The organism is Westiellopsis prolifica IICB1, assembly GCF_004323185.1.
GTDB classification, from domain to species: Bacteria; Cyanobacteriota; Cyanobacteriia; order Cyanobacteriales; family Nostocaceae; genus Pelatocladus; species Pelatocladus prolificus_A.
In genome coordinates this window covers 1,503,560-1,524,732 of sequence record NZ_NAPS01000002.1, presented here as the reverse complement: position 1 = coordinate 1,524,732, position 21,173 = coordinate 1,503,560, and the positions used below count along the sequence as shown (strand labels likewise).

At 39.5% G+C, this 21,173-nt stretch carries 10 protein-coding genes and 2 pseudogenes; 8 read left to right on the top strand and 4 right to left on the bottom strand.

The features are described from left to right. On the top strand, positions 1–3,849 hold a 3,849-nt coding region (locus tag B4U84_RS20870; protein ID WP_131121021.1), incomplete at its 5' end, for a response regulator. A 202-nt stretch (positions 3,850–4,051) separates the two neighbouring features. Here B4U84_RS20870 and B4U84_RS20865 read toward each other — a convergent pair. Both B4U84_RS20865 and B4U84_RS31685 read right to left on the bottom strand, forming a co-directional pair. Beyond that, positions 4,052–4,177 (bottom strand): annotated as a pseudogene (locus tag B4U84_RS20865) (hypothetical protein); the annotation flags it as partial. A 36-nt stretch (positions 4,178–4,213) separates the two neighbouring features. Next, positions 4,214–4,333 (bottom strand): annotated as a pseudogene (locus B4U84_RS31685) (ABC transporter permease); the annotation flags it as partial. A 369-nt stretch (positions 4,334–4,702) separates the two neighbouring features. Here B4U84_RS31685 and B4U84_RS20850 point away from each other — a divergent pair. The 5 genes from B4U84_RS20850 to B4U84_RS20830 all read left to right on the top strand — a co-directional run bounded on the left by B4U84_RS20850 (position 4,703) and on the right by B4U84_RS20830 (position 13,233). Then, the gene (locus B4U84_RS20850) at positions 4,703–8,413 is read left to right on the top strand and encodes a response regulator (RefSeq protein WP_131120440.1); all 3,711 of its coding nucleotides are present in this window, start codon (positions 4,703–4,705) and stop codon (positions 8,411–8,413) included. A gap of 122 nt (positions 8,414–8,535) precedes the next feature. Beyond that, on the top strand, positions 8,536–9,360 hold the full coding sequence (locus tag B4U84_RS20845; RefSeq protein ID WP_131121020.1) for a CheR family methyltransferase: 825 nt from the start codon (positions 8,536–8,538) through the stop codon (positions 9,358–9,360). A 179-nt stretch (positions 9,361–9,539) separates the two neighbouring features. Beyond that, complete coding sequence (locus B4U84_RS20840; protein WP_131121019.1) at positions 9,540–10,124, top strand: chemotaxis protein CheB; 585 nt, start codon at positions 9,540–9,542, stop codon at positions 10,122–10,124. 196 nt (positions 10,125–10,320) lie between these two features. Next, complete coding sequence (locus B4U84_RS20835) at positions 10,321–12,624, top strand: hybrid sensor histidine kinase/response regulator (protein WP_131120439.1); 2,304 nt, start codon at positions 10,321–10,323, stop codon at positions 12,622–12,624. Positions 12,625–12,903: 279 nt separating this feature from the next. Then, on the top strand, positions 12,904–13,233 hold the full coding sequence (locus B4U84_RS20830; RefSeq protein WP_131120438.1) for a hypothetical protein: 330 nt from the start codon (positions 12,904–12,906) through the stop codon (positions 13,231–13,233). Positions 13,234–13,378: 145 nt separating this feature from the next. Here B4U84_RS20830 and B4U84_RS20825 read toward each other — a convergent pair whose 3' ends face one another. Together B4U84_RS20825 and B4U84_RS20820 are read right to left on the bottom strand one after the other, a co-directional pair. Continuing rightward, the gene (locus B4U84_RS20825; protein WP_131120437.1) at positions 13,379–14,992 is read right to left on the bottom strand and encodes an NAD(P)H-hydrate dehydratase; all 1,614 of its coding nucleotides are present in this window, start codon (positions 14,990–14,992) and stop codon (positions 13,379–13,381) included. A gap of 15 nt (positions 14,993–15,007) precedes the next feature. After that, positions 15,008–17,410 (bottom strand): NHL repeat-containing protein, encoded by a 2,403-nt coding sequence (locus B4U84_RS20820; protein WP_131120436.1) that lies wholly within the window; start codon positions 17,408–17,410, stop codon positions 15,008–15,010. 1,291 nt (positions 17,411–18,701) lie between these two features. Here B4U84_RS20820 and B4U84_RS20815 point away from each other — a divergent pair. Together B4U84_RS20815 and B4U84_RS20810 are read left to right on the top strand one after the other, a co-directional pair. Then, entirely contained in the window at positions 18,702–19,868 is a 1,167-nt protein-coding gene (locus B4U84_RS20815; protein ID WP_131120435.1) for a glycosyltransferase family 4 protein, read from the top strand. A 119-nt stretch (positions 19,869–19,987) separates the two neighbouring features. After that, a complete protein-coding gene (locus B4U84_RS20810) occupies positions 19,988–21,133 on the top strand; it encodes a glycosyltransferase family 4 protein (protein WP_131120434.1) in 1,146 nt (381 codons plus the stop codon). Positions 21,134–21,173 lie beyond the last annotated feature (40 nt).

The window sequence follows — 21,173 nt, the reverse complement described above, 5'->3', positions numbered from 1 at the left end:
CTTTCTAAGAAAATCACCGTTGATGTGAAAGGCGAAATTTTAGAGTTGAAAAACACCATTAACGTGATGGTAGATCAACTTAATTCCTTTGCATCAGAAGTTACACGGGTGGCGAGAGAAGTGGGAACCGAAGGTAAACTCGGTGTCCAAGCTTACGTTAAAGGTGTGGGTGGTACTTGGAAAGATTTAACAGATAATGTAAACTCGATGGCAGGCAACTTAACAGCCCAGGTAAGAAATATTGCCGAGGTGACAAAGGCGGTAGCAAATGGTGATCTTTCCAAGAAAATCACCGTTGATGTTAGGGGCGAAATTTTAGATTTGAAAAACACCATTAATGTCATGGTGGATCAACTGAGTTCATTTGCATCCGAAGTTACACGAGTTGCACGGGAAGTGGGAACCGAAGGAAAACTCGGCGGTCAAGCTCAGGTCAAAGGTGTGGCTGGGACTTGGAAAGATTTAACCGATAATGTCAACTCGATGGCGAGTAACTTGACGGCACAGGTACGGGGAATTGCCAGAGTTGTGACGGCTGTTGCCAATGGTGACTTAAAGCGGAAATTAATGCTAGACGCCAAAGGTGAAATAGAAGCTTTGGCAGAGACAATCAATGAGATGATTGATACCCTAGCGACCTTTGCGAACCAAGTAACCACAGTGGCGCGGGAAGTGGGGATTGAAGGGAAATTAGGCGGACAAGCGAAAGTACCGGGAGCGGCTGGTACGTGGAAAGATTTGACTGATAATGTGAATGAACTAGCTGCGACACTGACTACTCAGCTACGAGCGATCGCAGAAGTTGCAACTGCGGTGACTAAAGGTGATTTAACCCGGTCTATTTCTGTGGAAGCATTAGGTGAAGTTGCCATCCTCAAAGACAACATTAACCAAATGATTGCCAATCTGCGCGAAACAACGCAGAAAAACACTGAACAAGACTGGTTAAAAACCAACCTGGCTAAGTTTACCCGGATGTTGCAAGGTCAGCGCGACTTGGAAACCGTGTCAAAACTGATACTACGAGAGTTGGCGCCCTTAGTAGGGGCTGCCCACGGCGTCTTCTATATCATGGAAAATACAGATAATAATTTGTATTTGAAACTACTGAGTAGTTACGCCTATCGGGAACGCAAACATCTAGCCAACCGCTTCCACTTGGGTGAAGGTTTAGTTGGACAATGCGCTTTAGAAAAAGAACGGATTTTGCTCACAGAAGTCCCGCACGACTATATCAAAATTAGTTCCGGCTTGGGTGAAGCAAACCCAGTCAATGATGTAGTTTTACCTGTACTATTTGAAGGCCAGGTGACAGCGGTGATTGAACTGGCTTCTTTCCATCGGTTTAGCGAAATTCATCTGACGTTTTTTGACCAACTCACCGAAAGTATTGCGATCGTGTTGAACACCATCGCTGCAAGTATGCGTACTGAAGAGTTACTCAAACAATCCCAGTCTTTAGCTGAGGAATTGCAAAGTCAGCAAAATGAATTGCGAGAAACGAACAAACGCCTGGAACAACAAGCCCAAACCCTCAAAGCTTCTGAAGATTTACTCAAGAAACAGCAAGAAGAATTACAAAAAACCAACGCCGAACTTGAAGAAAAAGCAGAATTATTAGCTGTCCAAAACAAAGAAGTAGAACGCAAAAATAACGAAATTGAACAAGCCAGATTATCTTTAGAAGAAAAAGCCGAACAACTCGCCCTATCTTCTAAATATAAATCTGAATTTCTGGCGAACATGTCCCACGAATTGCGGACACCACTCAACAGCTTGCTGATTTTGGCTAGGTTGTTAGCAGACAATGTTGAAGGAAATCTCAACAATAAACAAATCGAATACAGTCGGACAATCTACTCCGCGGGGAACGATTTGTTGTCCTTAATTAATGACATTCTCGACTTAGCCAAAATCGAATCGGGAACCATGTCGATTAATATGGATCAGATCCGATTATTAGATTTCCACGAACGGATAGAACGTATATTTAGACAAGTTGCAGTAGACAAAGGATTAAATTTCACAATTGAATTAGACTCAGAATTACCATCGACAATTTACACTGATGTCAAACGGCTGCAACAAATTCTGAAAAATCTCCTAGCAAACGCCTTTAAGTTTACAGAACGAGGCGAAGTTAGTTTGCAAATCTTTGTAGCCAAACAGGGATGGAGTTATGACCAAGAAACATTGAATCGTGCTAACAAAGTAATCGCTTTTGCAGTCAGGGATACAGGTATTGGTATCGCCCCCGAAAAACAAAAAATCATTTTTGAAGCATTCCAACAAGCAGACGGTACTACTAGTCGCAAATTTGGCGGTACTGGCTTAGGTTTATCGATCAGTCGAGAAATTTCTCGTTTGTTTGGCGGGGAAATTAAACTAATTAGTCAACCGGGTGCAGGTAGTACGTTTACGTTGTATTTACCGCAACCGAGTAGAGAGGGAGACGGGGGAGACGGGGGACAAGGAGGACATGGGGGACATGAGGGACATGGGGGACATGGGGGACAAGGGGGACAAGGGAGCAATTTTTCTTTGTTGTCTTCCCACACCCCCAGACGCGATGAATCGCGTCTCTACATTACTCCCCCCACTCCAAGCACACCCCCCACTCCAAGCTCTCTCCTCTCCTCGCCGATTATTGATGACAGAGACAATATTCAACCGGGCGATCGCACACTATTAATAGTGGAAGATGATATTAAATTTGCCCGAATTCTGTTGGATATGGCGCGACAGAATGAATTTAAAGGAATTGTTGCTCACGGTGGCAACATAGGTTTAGCATTAGCTAAAGAATACCAACCTTCGGCGATCATCTTAGATATTCGGCTCCCAGGAATGGATGGTTGGGGGGTACTAGATCGCCTCAAACATGATGGAAATACTCGCCATATTCCTGTACATGTGATGACAGTCGAAGAAGGAAAACAGCGGAGTTTGCAACAAGGTGCGATCGCTTATTTGCAAAAACCCATCAGCAGCGAAGCTTTACACCAAGCAATCACTAAAATTAAAGGTTTTGTAGAAAGGCGAGTGAAGAATTTGCTAGTTGTGGAGGATGATGAAAATCAACGCCTGAGTATTGTGGAATTAATTGGAAATACAGACGTTGCAACTACTGCTGTCAGTACTGGTAGTGAAGCATTACAAGCCATACAAAATGGTGAGTTTGATTGTGTAGTTCTGGATTTAGGATTACCAGATATGAATGGTTTTGAATTAATTGAACAAATCAAGCAATCTCCACATGGCGAAGCATTGCCGATCATTGTCTATACTGCCAGAGAATTAAGTAGAAGTGAAGATGTACAATTGCGACGGATCGCAGAAACAATTATCGTGAAAGACGTGCGATCGCCAGAACGTCTTTTAGATGAAACTGCTTTATTCTTGCATCGTATCCAAGCGAATTTACCAGCACCCAAACGTCAAATGCTCGAACAATTACAAAACTCTGACTTTCAACTTGCAGGTAAAAAAGTTCTAATCGTCGATGATGATGTTCGCAATATCTTTGCTTTAACTAGTATGCTAGAACGTTATCAAATGCAAATTTTGTATGCAGAAAATGGTAATGATGGCATAGAAGTTTTACAAGAGAATCCCGATATTAATGTTGTCTTGATGGATGTGATGATGCCAGAAATGGATGGTTATGAAACCACTCGCCACATCCGCGCCAATCCGAAATTTAAATCTTTGCCAATTATTGCTCTGACTGCTAAAGCCATGCAAGGCGATCGCGAAAAATGTATCGAAGCTGGCGCATCTGATTATATTACCAAACCTGTTGATATTGAACAATTGCTTTCACTATTGCGTGTCTGGTTATATCAGTAAACAGTTATCAGTTATCAGTTATCAGTGGACTCATATCATGTCCGGTTGAACACTTGTGTTGCTAGTTATATCAGGTTTGCTTGATTACTTATAATTCCCAATGAACCCCACCCCGGTTTTGTCTAACGTCAAAACCTCCCCTAAGCGCAAGCGGGGAAGGGATTAAGGGGTGGGGTGCAATGACTGTGGAAAGTATAACTAATTATCCGAACTTGATATGATACTCGTCGTCGAGTGTTTGATACTCGTCAACGAGTGTTTGATACTCGTCAACGAGTGTTTGATACTCGTCGTCGAGTCTTTGAACTCCGTCGTCGAGTCTTTGAACTCCGTCGTCGAGTCTTTGAACTCCGTCGTCGAGATGTTAATCCTGTTGACGAGAAAATAGACGCGCACCCCACAGAGAAAGAGCGATCGCCATTGCTAGTAAAATTGGTACACTGTACCAGGGAAACTGGGATAAGGGTAAATAAGCAGCTGCACGTGTTTGATACTCGTCAACGAGTGTTTGATACTCGTCGTCGAGTGTTTGATACTCGTCGTCGAGTCTTTGATACTCGTCGTCGAGTCTTTGATACTCGTCGTCGAGTCTTTGATACTCATCGTCGAGTCTTTGATACTCATCAACGAGTCTTTGAACCTCGTCAACGAGTCTTTGAACCTCGTCAACGAGTCTTTGATACTCGTCGTCGAGTCTTTGATACTCATCGTCGAGTCTTTGATACTCGTCGTCGAGTCTTTGATTTGGGAATTATAATTAATCAAGCAAACCTAATATTAACCATTACCGACACGAGCGAATAATATAAATATTTAAGCGATAATATAAATTGATTGATCTAATCAATTCAAAATGGTAAATAATAATTTCAAAATCGGGACAAAAATCGGTGCTGGATTTGCTTTAGGTTTATCAATTCTTGCAACTCTCGGATTTATTTCATATCACACTAATAACAACTTAATTGAAAACTCTCGGTTGCAAGCTCACACCTATAAAGTGATTGGGGAATTAGATAATTTACTTTATAATATTCAAGATATGGAAATAGGGCAAAGAGGTTATATAATCACTGGAGACAAAAACTCTTTGCGATTCTATAATCAGGCATTACCAAATGTTGAAAAAAATCTTAATAATCTGCGTAATTTAACCTCTGATAATCCTCTTCAACAAAATAGATTAGATAATTTAAAAGCAACAATTGACGAACGCCAAGATATTGTCAAAAGAAGAATTAACTTACGAGAAACCCAAGGATTTGATTCAGCAAGACAACAGATACTACAAGACAATGGTAGGGTTTTGCTAGATAAAATCCGTCGCATAGTCACAGAGATGGAAGCTGAAGAAGTTCGACTTTTAAAAAAGCGTACTGACAAGACTCAAATTGCTGCTCAGGAAGCAACTGATACTATTATCTATGGTATTTCTCTGGCTTTTTTATTATTAACTTTAATTGGTGTTTATCTCACCCGAAATATTTCTCAACCACTCGGAGAAATCTCTCAAGCTACAGAAAAATTAGCAGAGGGAGATTTATCTGTTAGTTTACCCGCTAGTAAACGCAGGGATGAAATAGGAATACTAGCACAAACATTTAATCAGCTGATTGCGAATCTCCGCGAAACAACTCTCAGAAATAATGAACAAAACTGGCTCAAGTCTAACCTTGCCAAATTTAGTCAGATGCTGCAAGGGCAAAGAAATTTACAAAATGTTGCAAGAATGATTCTTGCAGAACTTGCACCACTGGTAGGCGCACAACAGGGTGTTTTTTATTTGATGGACTGGGAAAATGAGCAGCCTGTGTTTAAACTATTGAGTAGTTATGCATACCAAGAACGTAAAAGCTTATCAAATAGATTCCGTTTGGGTGAAGGATTGGTGGGACAATGCGCCCTAGAAAAACAAAAAATTTTACTTACAGATGTACCAAGTGACTATATTCGTATTAGTTCTGGATTAGGAGATGCCAAACCCTTAAATATTATTGTATTGCCTGTATTGTTTGAAAATCAGGTAATCGCAGTTATGGAATTAGCCTCATTTCAAAAATTTAGTGAAATTCATCTCACTTTTTTAGATCAAGTTAGTGAAATTATTGGTATAGTGTTAAATGCTATTAATGCTGATATTCGCACTCAAGAGCTTTTAAAAGAATCTCAAGAATTAGCCCAAAGATTGCAACTTCAGCAACAAGAACTCACACAAAAAAATCAACGTTTAGAACAACAGTCTCAAGAGTTACAAACGTCAGAGGAACTTTTAAGACAGCAGCAACAAGAATTAGAGGAATCGAACGAGGAATTACAACAACTTAATGCTGAACTAGAAGAAAAAGCCGAATTATTATCTAATAAAAATAAAGAAGTAGAACGCAAAAATAACGAAATCGAACACGCCAGAATATCATTAGAAGAAAAAGCCGAACAACTAGCACTGTCTTCTAAATACAAGTCTGAGTTTCTGGCAAATATGTCCCATGAATTGCGAACACCACTTAACAGCTTGTTAATTCTAGCAAAAATGCTCGCAGACAATGTTGAAGGTAATCTCAGTCATAAACAAATCGAATATAGCCAAACAATTTACTCTTCAGGCAACGATTTATTATCATTAATCAATGACATTCTCGACTTAGCCAAAATTGAATCAGGAACCATGTCTATTAATATGGTTCACCTACCATTTTATGAATTATGCGAACCATTAGAACGTACTTTTAGACAAGTGGCAATTGACAAAGGCTTAAATTTTACAATTGAATTAGACCCAGAATTACCATCGACAATTTACACCGATGTTAAACGACTGCAACAAATCCTTAAAAATCTACTTTCTAACGCTTTTAAATTCACAGAAAAAGGTGAAGTCAACTTAAAAATATTTGTAGCAAAACAGGGTTGGAGTATTGCTCGTCAAACATTAAATCAAGCCGAAACAGTTATCAGTTTTGCAGTCAAAGATACAGGTATTGGTATCGCTCCTGAAAAACAAAAAATCATTTTTGAAGCATTCCAACAAGCAGACGGTACTACTAGTCGTAAATTTGGCGGTACAGGTTTAGGTTTATCTATCAGTCGAGAAATTACTCGTTTGTTTGATGGGGAAATTAAATTAGTTAGTCAGCCTGATCAAGGTAGCACGTTTACGTTGTATTTACCCCAAGTAAATAGAGTAGGGGAAGAAGGGGGAGATGGAGGACACGGGGGACATGGGGGACATGGGGGACATGGGGGACGAGGAAGTAATTTCTCTCCCCACACTTCCAGACGCGATGAATCGCGTCTCTACATTACTCCCCACACTTCCAGACGCGATGAATCGCGTCTCTACATTACTCCCCCCTCTCTTGTGATTGACGACAGAGACAATATTCAACCGGGCGATCGCACACTGTTAATTGTGGAAGATGACACCAAGTTTGCCCGTATACTTTTAGATATGGCACGGCAATGTGATTTTAAAGGTATCCTTGCTCACAGTGGTAATACTGGTTTAGCCTTAGCACAGGAATATCAACCGACAGCAATTTTGTTAGACATTCATTTACCAGGAATTGATGGTTGGACAGTACTAGATCGACTCAAACATGATGGAAATACTCGCCACATTCCCGTACATGTGATGACTATTGAAGAAGGAAAACAGCGCAGTTTACAACAAGGTGCGATCGCTTATTTGCAAAAACCCATCAGCAGCGAAACGCTACACCAATCACTAACTAAAATCAAAGGTTTTGTGGAACGACCAGTCAAAAACTTGCTGATTGTAGAAGACAATGAAAATCAACGTAAAAGTCTTGTAGCATTAATTGGTAACGGTGACGTTGCAACTACTGCTGTCAGTACTGGTGGTGAAGCATTATCTGCGATCGCCAAAGAGCAATTTGATTGTGTAGTCTTAGATTTAGGACTACCAGATATGAGTGGTTTTGAATTAATTGAACAAATCAAACAACAACCAAAGGGTGAAACACTACCCATTATTGTGTACACAGCAAGGGAATTAACCAGAAGCGAAGATACACAACTGCGACGGATCGCAGAGACAGTAATTATCAAAGATGTGCGATCGCCAGAACGTCTTTTAGATGAAACTGCTTTATTCTTGCACCGTGTTCAAGCTAATTTACCCGCACCTAAACGCCAAATTCTGGAACAATTACAAACTTCTGACACCCTACTAGTAGGCAAAAAAGTTTTAATTATAGATGACGATGTTCGCAACATTTTTGCTTTAACTAGTTTGCTTGAGCGTTATCAAATGCAAGTTTTATATGCAGAAAATGGTAATGATGGTATTACCGTTTTAGAAAATAACCCCGATGTTAATGCTATCTTGATGGATGTAATGATGCCTGGAATGGATGGTTACGAAACTACCCGACGCATCCGCGCTAATCCTAATTTCAAATCTCTACCAATTATTGCTCTGACTGCCAAAGCCATGCAAGGCGATCGCGAAAAATGTATTGAAGCTGGTGCATCCGACTATATTACCAAACCTGTTGACACAGAACAATTACTGTCGTTGTTGCGTGTTTGGTTGTACCGATAGTATTCTTTCCTCAGACAGAGGTGTGAGTTCTGATTTTAAATGTGTGGATAGATGCAGTAATTGATACTTGCAGTTTATAAATAAAAAAGTGAAATTATTGATTCTAATTAATTAAAAAAATGATGGAGAGGGAAGAACTAGAAGATGTAGAAATTCAATTGTTATTAGAAGGTATATATCGTTATTATGGATTTGATTTTAGAAATTATGCCTTAGCGTCGCTGAAACGGCGAATTTGGAATACTGTAAAACTTGAAAATTTAACTACTATCTCTGGACTACAAGAGCAAGTCCTTCACAATCCAGAGTGTCTCGAAAGATTATTATTAAATCTATCGATCAATGTTACGGCAATGTTTCGAGATCCTAGCTTCTTTTTAACTTTAAGAAAAAAAGTAATTCCGATTTTAAGAACTTATCCTTTTATCCGTATTTGGCACGCTGGTTGTTCCACTGGCGAAGAAGTGTATTCTATGGCAATTTTGCTGAAAGAAGAAGGACTTTATCATCGTTCGCGTTTATATGCAACTGACATTAATGAAACAGTTTTGCGTAAAGCTAAAGCGGGAATTTTCCCATTAGCGATGATGAAAGACTATACTCATAATTATATTCAAGCTGGTGGTAATCAATCTTTTTCTGAATACTATACAGCAGCCTATGGAAATGCTATTTTTTCATCAGAACTTAAAGAAAACATAGTTTTTTCATTACATAATTTAGCTATTGATAATTCTTTTAATGAATTTCATGTAATTTTTTGCCGGAATGTATTAATTTACTTTAATAAAGATCTTCAGCAACGAGTTCATAAACTTTTTTATGAAAGTTTGATTAGATTTGGTATTTTAGGATTAGGACGTCAAGAATCCATTAAATTTACACCTCATGAACAAGATTATGAGCAAATAATTAGTAGTGAAAAAATTTACCGAAGGGTAAGCTAGATTTTGTGATTTGTCATTTGTGATTTGTTATTTGTCATTTGGTATTAGCCACTAACCAACTAACTACTAAAATACAAAATGAATGAAAACTTATGACTAATAATTCCGAGCAGGGTACAGAGCAAGCAGATTTATCTGTGGAGCAAATCCAAAATCTAAAATCTAAAATCCACAATCGGATGACATACAAACTCATAGTGATTGGAACATCTTTGGGTGGTTTAGAAGCTTTACAAGTAATTCTATCTGGTTTACCAAAAAGTTTCCCTATACCAATAGCCGTTGTTCAACATCGTCATAAGTCTTCCGATGATACATTAAGATTAGTCTTACAAAGTTACACTAATTTAGTGATTAAAGAGGCAGAAGATAAAGAAGATATTTTATCTGGATGGGTATATTTAGCTCCAGCAGATTATCACTTATTAATAGAAAGTAAATATACAACAGTTTCTCAACCTTATTTTTCTTTATCTACTGATGCTCCTGTAACTTACGCACGACCATCAATTGATGTACTATTTGAAACTGCGGCAGATGCTTATAATGAAAAACTTATTGGTGTGCTGTTAACAGGTGCTAATCAAGATGGTGTTCAAGGACTGGCAAAAATTCAAGCACGAGGCGGAATCACTATAGTGCAAGAACCTGAGAGTGCTTATTGCTCAGTTATGCCTGCTGCGGCGATCGCACTCGGAGTCGCAGATAAAATTTTACCATTACTAGAGATTTCTTCTTTCTTAGTAAAAATTTGCAAAATGTAAATTCGATTTTAGAGAAAATATAAATACTGTACTAATAATCTGAAATTCTTTAGTTTTAATCGTAAATCGCCCATTTATGTTTTTGAGTTAGGGAAAATTATAACTTAAGATAGTGTGAATTCAGCTAGCTTTAGCGTCACAGTCAATAGAAAGACGTCAAAACGGCTTGTTCTATTTCTAAAAGCGTATATTTGAAATGTCATTTGAGCCTAAAGTTAATGTTCTGTTGGTAGATGACCATCCAGAAAATTTACTAGCCCTAGAGGCGATTTTGGACAGCCTTGGTCAAAATTTGGTAAGGGCTACATCAGGCGCAGAAGCCCTGCGAAATCTTTTAAATCAGGATTTTGCCGTGATTTTATTGGATGTGCAAATGCCAGATATGGACGGGTTCGAGACAGCAGCCCTGATTCGACAAAGAGAGCGATCGCGCCACACGCCGATTATCTTTGTTACGGCGTTCAACACCAGTGATAACATGGTTTTTAAAGGATATTCTCTGGGTGCAGTAGATTATCTTTTTAAGCCGATAGAAGCGGAGATATTGAAATCTAAGGTAGCAGCGTTTATTGATTTGTTCCAAAAAAGTGCCGAAGTCAAGCGCCAAGCCACACAGCTAGCTGCAATGAATGCTGAACTCAAAAAACGCGAAGAAATGTTTCGCTCTTTGAGTGCTTGTTCACCCGTAGGCATTTTTTTAACTGATCCACATGGTAAATGCACTTATGCTAACCCCCGCTACCATGCTATTTTTGGTTTGACGCCAGAGCAAAGTTTAGATGAAGGCTGGATCAGCACAATTCATCACGAAGACCAACAATCAGTAGTTACAAATTGGTATGCTGCTGCTGCTGAAGGTACAGAGTATAAAGGTGAGTTTCGCATCATCACTCCAGATGGAACTGAGCGTTGGGTTCATGTGTCTTCATCTCCAATGCTTTCGGAAGAAACCAATGTAATTGGTTTTACAGGGACAACCGAAGATATCACAGAGCGCAAAAAAGCCGAAGAAGAACACATCAAACTCATCCGCGAACAAACAGCACGCCAAGAAGCTGAAACAGCAAATCGCCTCAAAGATGAATTTTTAGCAACTCTTTCTCATGAACTCCGCACACCTTTAACATCTATATTGGGTTGGGCGAGACTATTGCGTCAGCGAAAATTAAATCAAGAAGCGATCGCCCGTGCAATCGAAACCATTGAACGCAATGCTGGTTTGCAAGCTCAACTTATAGAAGATATCTTAGATGTCTCGCGGATTATGCGAGGTAAGCTTAGTCTTAATATTTGTCCAGTCAACTTAGTGAGCTTAACTTCAACAGTTATAAATAGCATACGTCTAGAGGCAGAAGCAAAACAAATTCAAATTGAATATATAGTCGAACTAGGCGAAACAGACGACACACTCACGCAACGACACGACGCAGAAAATAGAGAAAATCTCCCCACATCTTCCGTGTTCGTCTCAGGTGATCCCAACCGCCTCCAACAAATTCTCTGGAATTTGCTTAACAATGCTATTAAATTTACCTCTTCTGATGGCAGGGTAGAACTACGCCTGGAAGTTGTAAAGGAAAATGGATCATTGGAAATGGCGCAAGGAAGACGGGGGGGACAAGGAAGACAGGGGGGACGGGGGGGAGAAAAAGATAATTTGTCCTTGTCTAGTTCTTCAGTTAATTACGCCCAAATCACGATCACTGATACAGGTGTTGGGATTAGTTCAGAATTTCTCCCTCACGTTTTTGATCGCTTCCGTCAAGCAGATGGGAGTATAACTAGAAACCACGGTGGGTTAGGATTGGGACTAGCGATCGTACGTTATTTAGTAGAAATGCATAGTGGTAGTGTTCATGCTGATAGTCCAGGAGTGGGACAGGGAGCAACATTTACTGTCAAGTTACCACTGTTGAAAAGACACCAACAAGCCAATGATCATACCCTGACCGAAGAATGCCTAAATCAAGAATATGCTACTACTGCCAAAGTTGAGGAGAATTTCAAGAAAGTGTCTATTGTTCCTCCAACATGGAAATTAAAACAAACTGAACAGACAACGAAAATAGCGCCCTCTACTTTCTCTAGCTTGATTGCAGAATCACCATTAAATGGTTTGCAGGTGCTAGTAGTAGATGATGATACTGATACACTAGAATATGTAGCCACCGTACTGCAAGATTCTGGAGCTGAAGTCACAGCAGTCGGTTCGGTACAATTAGCACTTTTAGCGATCGCAAAATTCCTACCGGATGTATTGATTAGTGATATCAGTATGCCAGAAGAAGATGGCTACACATTAATCCGTAAAATCCGAAGATTGCAACCAGAACAAGGAGGAAATTTACCTGCGATCGCCCTAACAGCTTACGCTAGATCACAAGATTGCCAGCAAGCCCTAGATGCAGGTTTTCAGATGTATGTCACCAAGCCAGTTGAACCAAATCAATTAATTAACTCAGTAGCAAAATTAATGCAAAGATTAAGGACTGGAAGTTGATTGGGGATCGGGGATTCTCCAGAGGAGACGCTACGCGTAGACGCGTCAGCGGCTTCTCATAGAGTACGGGAATTGGGGGACAAGGGGGACAAGGGAAGACTAATGACTCTTGTACAGACGCGATTCATCGCGTCTCTACCAATGACCAATGACAAATGACCACTAAGAAATATGTAAATTTTTCATAATATTAAATTGAGTAATGCTCATATTTATATTTCGTTATTTAATTGCCTGATTAAGTGTCTTATACTAAATTGAGATTACCGTTAAAGATTAATGCTCGATTTCAACAGCCTAGCGGACTTTTCCCGCACCAACTGCGTTAGTATTTGTGCATTTCTCGTGCCAGCAAACTTACTTACCACGCTGTTGACGATGATTTTTGCCGCACTCCGTCGCCCATCTTACCGAGTTTGGCAATCAGCAATAGTAGCCTGCATATTTGCTGTTGTGATGATATTGCATGTTTACACTTGGTTTATGATTGGCGTAGTCATGATTCCTACTTACGTTTTATTGTGGCTAGCTTTTACTTGTTTGATTTGTAATTTAGGAGCAATTTTGTTTCACAGACGCAACATTAACGCCCCGATTTTTCAAAGATAAAAAGGGTGTATGGGTGTGAGGTATAGGGGTATAGGAAGATTTTGGAGTATGGGTAAGTAAAAAAATTCTTGTTTTTTTATACCCTCACACCCTCACACCCAATACGTTTCGTGAAAGTATTCTGTTATCTAAGACTGAACCGTATTTAGCGATTAACACTTAAAATTTTCAGTAAATAATGTGTCAATGTAAACGCATCTACTCCTAATTCTGTACGTTCTTGGGCTGCCAAAATTCCGGCTTGGGCGTGCCACCAAGCAGCAGTTGCTACCATATCTTCGGTAGGTATTTGATGGGTGATTGCTTGGGCAATTAATCCACCCATTAAGCCAGTTAAGACGTCACCGCTACCACCGCGCGCTAAAGCTGGAGTACTTTCAGGAACGATCCACACAAAACCTTGGCGGTTGGCGATCGCTGTTCTGGCTCCTTTTAATAATATTACTGCCCCACTTTGAGCTGCTGCTTCCTGTACTGCTTTAATTCTCTCTTGCTTGGCATCTGGTAGGTCAGGAAATAAGCGTTGAAATTCGCCTGCATGGGGTGTAAGTACTGTCAACCCTTGTCTTTTTTGTAACGTCGGCATGGTTTTCATTTCTGCCAAAATATTTAAACCATCGGCATCCAGAACCAAAGGTTTTGTACTTTCTAATACTTGCTGTAAAATTGGGCTGGCATCTTTGGTTAAACCGGGACCACAAGCGATCGCATCAAATGAATTCAAGTCTGTGTTTTCTGGTAATCTTAATTGAGCGATCGCGCCTGTTTCTGTCTCTGGACAACCGACAATCAACGCTTCTGGCAAATGACTGACCATTATCGGCTTGAGAGATTCCGGTACAGCAATTGACAGCATTCCAACTCCACTCGCCCTTGCTCCCAAACCAGTTAAAATCGCGCCTCCAGCATAGCGACGTGAACCGCAAATTAATAATAAATGTCCTTCTTTGTACTTATGGGTGACAGCAGGACGGGGTAAAGGTAAAGTAGATAAGGCAGTAGCTTCGGTAATGCGTGTAATTCGGGGTGCATCTGCCAGTACCGCTTCCACATCTGCTACAGGTATATCGAAATCAATTAATTCTGCCTCACCAACATATTCTAAAGCCTGGTCTTGCAATAAACCCAACTTCCACAAACCTAAACATAACGTGTGGGTAGCCCGGATCGCAGTTCCTAAAACTTCGCCAGTATCTGTATGCAATCCAGAAGGTATATCGATACTAATAATTGGTATAGACTTTTGATTTAACTGATTAATGTCACTAGCAACAGGGTCTTTGAGTTCTCTTTCCAATCCAAATCCAAATAATCCATCAACCAGCAAATCGCACTCTGGCAAGTCTTCAATTGATTGATAACACCGAATTCCTAAACTCTGAGCATACTGTAAATGCTGTGCAGTTAATTCTTTAAGTTTGGCAAAAGGACTATAGATACAGACATCGTAACCGCGAAAATACAATTCACGGGCAACAACCAAAGCATCCCCACCATTGTGACCAGGACCTACGAGAATTCCGACTTTGTGTGGAGATACAGAAGAAGACGCAAAGACAGGGAAACGGGGTGATGCGTCCTCTTGCTTTGCATTTTTAGAAAAATAAAGAACTTCAATCCGATGGGCGATTAGTCCTGCGACCTTTTCCATTAAAGCAGCTACAGGCATTCCTGCTGTAAATATACGTGCTTCAATATCGCGCATCTGTTGTGCTGTCACTACAACTTGCGAAATTTGGGTTCTTTGTTGGTTGTTCATGCTTGAAGCTTACCACTATCCCGGTAGGCGATACATAATCACTTTCGCTTTCAAATCTTCTTCCACAAACACTAAATATTCACCATTGGAACGACGAAAAGCGCGAATTCCAAAGGGTACGTCAACCCAGCCAACTTCGTTACCAACTTCGGGTCCTGGTTTCAACTGTTGTACTTGTTTTCCATTGGTGGTGTCGTAGACAAATACATCCGGGGTTTTACTGCTGACAGCAAAGACTCTGTTACCTGCGACATCCATTGCTTTGATGTGCAATTTGGGATCACGTTTGATTTCATAGGGTAATGCTATGCGCCAGCGTATTTTTTTGGCTTTGTTCCAATTATCGTAGCGGATGATTTCTGTACCAACCAATCCCCAATCACCATCAATGTTGGGGCGATCGCTAGTATAACCGCTCAAATACATCGCATCCTGTTCGGGAAAATATCTTATTCTGGTAATAGTTTTAAATGGTTGGGGCATTGGTAACTTTTGCACAGTTTTGGTACTGTAAACTGGACAACCATGAGCATTTAATCCACCAAAGCGGTAATGTTTGATGTAGCCGTCTTCGGCTGCTTTCCAAACATCTCCTTTACTATCTATTTCCCAACCCCAAACAGAATCATCTTTTTCACCCGTAGCTTGATATTCATTGGCTTGAGGTGAACCGTCGCCGTTTGCATCAATCCATATCCAACTACTATTTGTCGGTTCGTTGGCTAGCCAGTCTTCTTTGCCTTTGCCAAATATACCGCAGGGAACAGCAATTTCTCCATCAAAACGATACATTAATAAGCGTTCTGACATCATTTCTGAAGAGAGATATAACAAACGTTTTCCCTGCAAACGTCGGACAAAGGCTGCTGTGGGTGTGGTGTGTAGTCTGGCATCATTAGGATAGCGGAATCGATCTAAGGTGTAGCCTTTGTATTGCCATTCTTTACCGCTACCTTTGCTGTAATCCATGACAAAATGTTCATCTTTGGTAAAGACGTTAGCGCCATCAGTACCAGCATCAGCATCAGCAGTATCTAAAAATTGTAAACCCAGCAATTGCCATTGTAATTTGCCGGATGGGGAGAGTTTACGTAAGTCTACGCCGGAACGATTGAAACCAACGTTACTAACATAGATATTTCCGCTTGCATCTGTACCGACTCCACTCAAACCGTAAAATTTCAAATCTCCGATTTCGCCACGTTTACCCGAATAAATACCGCCTTGAGTACCAAAAGTACCTACTTGTTTGGGTTTACTGGCTATGTCGTAGATTAATACTTGCTGACGTGGACCGTTGTCTGCAATTAACAACCTGTTTTTATTATCGACTGCGATCGCACTTGGTTGAGCAACACTGGTGATTGCACCTAATTGCTTCCCTGTTGGTGAATAATGCCCAATTTGGTTTTTATCTCGAATAATCCAGAGATTTCCTTTTTTGTCAAGAGCTATTTTGCTCGGATTAGTGACTTTAAAGCTACGTATTTCTTTCATCGTAGCGGTGTTGTAGACACGAACCAAATTGGCTGCTTTGTCACTTGCATACAACTGTTTTCCATCAGTTGCTAATCCTGTGACTTTATCTTTGGTACTAACTATTAACATGCTTTTATCCCAGCCGCGCCCTTGAGGAAAAGGTGCTGGTTTTCCAGATAAGTTATAGCGTCTGATGGAAAACCATGTTGTACCTTTGGGGGGGTAATCTTCTCCTGGTTTTCCTTCCGGAGATTGCTGCATCCCTACATACATATATTTTTGATCAACTGCGATCGCATCTCCGCCCATTCTTCCCCAGCCATGCAGGTCATCAGCTTTACCGATGACGTCTCCATTTTTGTAAATTCCGACTTCTCTGCCGGCTTCATCCCAATCTGTATTGGTGTAGACTGTACCATCAGGAGCCACATACATATCACTTACTTGGATTTGTACCCATTTGTTAGCACCACCAAAAGAGTTACCTATCCAAGATGTTTTATAACCATTTGTTGCAGATATGGTGTAAGAGTTTGTCGCCGATGGCGTGAAAGTATCTGTCGCGGGTAATGTGTAGTTATCTGTCGCCGATAATGTGAAAGTATCTGTCGCGGCTAATGTGTAATTATCTGTTGCTGGTGGTGTGTATATGTTTGTTGTAGAAGGTGTATAAGTACTTTTTTCTGGTAATGTATAAATTTTGATTGTAGGTGGTGCTGTGCCAATATTTGTTCCAGATGTCATTCTTCCAGTCAAATAAATGGCAATTAAAGTCACAGTGATCAACCCAGCAACAAAGCCAAATAAGAACTTCAATCTCCTTTTAGTTCGGAAATTACCTCTCATTATTAAGTTATTGAGCTTACGGATTAAATCTCTTATGTTGCTTAGTTGTTGGTAATATAGCTGACTAATTTGTCGTTTAAATTTATTTTTCATAATGATATTTTTTACGTAAATACTAGTATTGTGGGATAATTACTATGTAATTAATTATATTTTGCTTTTTATTATGAAATTATTTTCAGTACGAAAGTCATTAATTATACTAAAATATAAATTATTAATTTTTAGTTAATACAAAACAACTGTTTGGTTAAAAATATTCATTTTTTTATCATTCATGCAATATTCATCAATAAAACTAACCAAATTTTCCGTAAATATGGCTAATTTCATGAAAAATTTACAAAACCCACATTAGTTTTTTAATTTTAGCTAAGAATTTATCGTAATAATTCTATTGCGATCGCAATCGGTGTATGTAGGAGTTGTGACAATACTGCAAGGGATAGGATTTTTCATCATAATTTTGGAGTTGTACCAGACGCGATATATCGCGTCTCTAGTGGATTTAAATGTCAATTGAATTGTCTTATCCGAGCAGTATTGGGAGTTGTGAAAATTGGCAAATCCAGATTTCCGACTTCACATTGGAATTATCGGTCATCCTCTAACAGGATTTTAGATTACTCTACGAGAAGCCGCTTACGCGTCTATGGATTTCCGATTGATTCCACGGATAAATCCGCTTTCTTGTACCCTGCTCGGAATTATCGGTCAGAGAGGGCTTTTAAAAGGAAAAAGTTGTTGGTTAGTTTAATGTTTAGGGTTTTAAGTCACATGTTTGATACCATTTCACGTTAATCGCGATACACATAAATAATGTAGAGACGCGTTCGCTTTTAGCGTTCCCGCAGGGTAATTTCGCGTCTCTACACCGTCTGCATTTGTATCAAGATTTTAGTGAAATGGTATGACATACGATAAAGCCTCCACTGGCTTCTCTGTAAGTATTAGATCCTTATTTAGCGAAGCTCAAAATTTTGCCCTAAAGGAAGATAATTTGTATACATTGAAATTAGGTCTATTTCTAGATTTATCTAAATTTTATACCTGGAAATTGTCATCAAAAATTCTAGAAATTATAGAAATTTAAGTAATTCATTTTAGATATTTTAATGTTTAATAGTTAGAAGATCTTCATTAATAATGCCGGGGTAAAAGTTCCTAGATTTATCTATGCAGTCAATTCAAAATTCAAAATCTCAAACCTATAAATATTTGGCATAAATCTATCCAAAGAATGATCACAAAGTACTAATTTATGTGCTTAATCGAAAAAGAGAAACACCGCAGCCATCAGTTTCTTGTTATTTTCAAAGAAGGTGGCTCAAAAACTGGTAAAAGTAGATACAAACACAAGCGATTCATGGTTGGGGATATATAAGTGAGTAGTAACAAAACAAACAATAGAAGATCTGCATACATTCTTTGCGTGGGAGTGGGTTGGTTTCCTACAACCCCAGGAGGACTAGAGAGATATGTGTATGACCTGACTCAAAAACTAGCAGAAAATCAAGACCAGATTGAACTATGTGGAGTAGGTCTACCGGACACTCAACTTAGTTTACCGATGAAGTTAACTAATTTGGCTTCGCCAGATAGTCAGATTTGGAAACGGTTATGGTCAATTCGCCAAAATTTCCAGAAAACCAGAACGGAAAAACCAGATGCAATTAATTTGCATTTTGCTTTGTATAGCTTTCCGATATTAGATTTGTTACCCAAAGGAGTACCAATTACTTTTAACTTTCATGGCCCTTGGGCGTCGGAAAGTAAGCAAGAGGTAGTTCATCAACAATTAAGTGTGTTTTTTAAGCACCAAATGATCGAAAAAAGGACTTATGATCAGTGCGATCGCTTTATTGTTTTGAGTAAAGCTTTTGGTCAAATCCTCCACGAACAGTATCAAATTCCGTGGGAAAAAATTTACATTATTCCTGGTGGAGTAAATACTGATCAGTTTCAGTCTAATTTATCACGTACCGAAGCTCGCGCCAAACTTGGCTGGCCACAAGATAGAGCGATTATTTTTAGTAGTCGCCGCCTAGTGCATCGAGTTGGAATTGACAAATTACTGCAAGCCCTGGCAATCATTAAACCAAGATTACCAGATTTTTGGTTAGCGATCGCCGGTCGCGGTCCAATCAAAGCAGCACTCCAACAACAAGCAACCGAACTCGGACTCAACGAACATGTGAAATTTTTAGGATTTCTACCTGATGAGGATTTACCTATAGCTTATCAAGCTGCTGATGTTAGTGTGATGCCTAGTCAATGTTTTGAAGGATTTGGATTAGCAGTGGTAGAATCATTAGCCTGTGGTACTCCCGTTGTGTGTACTCCAGTTGGTGGAATGCCAGAAATTTTAGAACAATTTTCACCACAATTAATTACTTCTGGTATTGAAGTTTCAGCCATTGCAGAGAAATTAGAACAAGTACTACTGGGAAAAATACAAACTCCTTCCAGAGAAGACTGTCGCCAGTATGTAACTGCTAATTTTGATTGGTATAAAATAGCGCAAGATGTCAGAAAAGTTATATTAGCCTGACTATTATTTTAAGTAGCTGCAAAAAATTAAATTCATTTAACATGCATCCCACCTTGTATTTTTTGCACTCATGACATCAGTGCAAGAGGTTTCATCTTCAAAATGTGAAAAGGTAAAATATGAAAATTCTATTTTTAGACCAAAGTGGTAAACCAGGTGGTGCAGAACTGTGTCTCATAGACATTGCTAAACCTTATCAAGATAATTGTCTAGTTGGTTTATTTGCTGATGGTGATTTTAGAATTTTACTAGAAAAAAATCAGATTCCGGTTCAAGTTCTGACAACTCAAACCATCCAAGTTCGCAAAGAAAGTTCCTTTACCCAAGGATTAGCAAGTTTAGGACAACTCATACCTTTACTTACTAAAGTTGTGCAAACAGCCCGTGAATATGATTTAATTTACGCCAACACTCAAAAAGCATTAGTTGTGGGAGCGATCGCCAGTTTTTTGAGTGGGCGTCCTTTAGTTTATCATTTACATGACATACTTTCACCAGAACATTTTAGTCAAACCAACCGCCGTATTTCCGTAACTGCTGCTAATCGATCATCATTAGTAATTGCTAATTCTCAAGCAAGTAAAACAGCATTTATCGAAGCGGGAGGACGTGCAGACATTACCACAGTTATCTACAATGGTTTTGATCCCAAAAACTATCAAACAGATGCATCTATAATTCATCAAACCAGACAACAACTAGGACTAGAAGGTAAATTTGTCGTCGGACACTTTAGTCGTCTTGCACCTTGGAAAGGACAACACATATTAATTGAAGCACTGATACAATGTCCTCAAGAAGTAACAGCAATTTTAGTTGGGGATGCATTGTTTGGGGAACAAGAATACGTCCAACAATTACACCAACAAATTACTAAATTAGGGCTAGAAAATCGAGTGAAATTTTTAGGATTTCGTTCAGATATTCCTCAACTAATGTCAGCATGTGACTTAGTAGCACATACTTCCACTGCTGCGGAACCCTTTGGTAGAGTAATTGTCGAGGCTATGTTATGCGGAAAACCAGTCATAGCAGCCAAAGCCGGTGGTGCGGTAGAATTAGTAGAACATGGTATTAATGGCTTTTTATCTACACCAGGAGAATCCCAAGAACTTGCACAGATAATTACTACCTGTTTACAGGAGCCAGAAAAAACTGCGATGATTGCCAATCATGGCCAGACTACAGCCAGTCAGCGTTTTGATGTCAAAAATATTAATCAGCAAATAACCGAAGTGCTTAATATAGTAGATGGTAGATTATAGCATTCCTAAATCATTCGCGAACAACAAGATCCCCGACTTC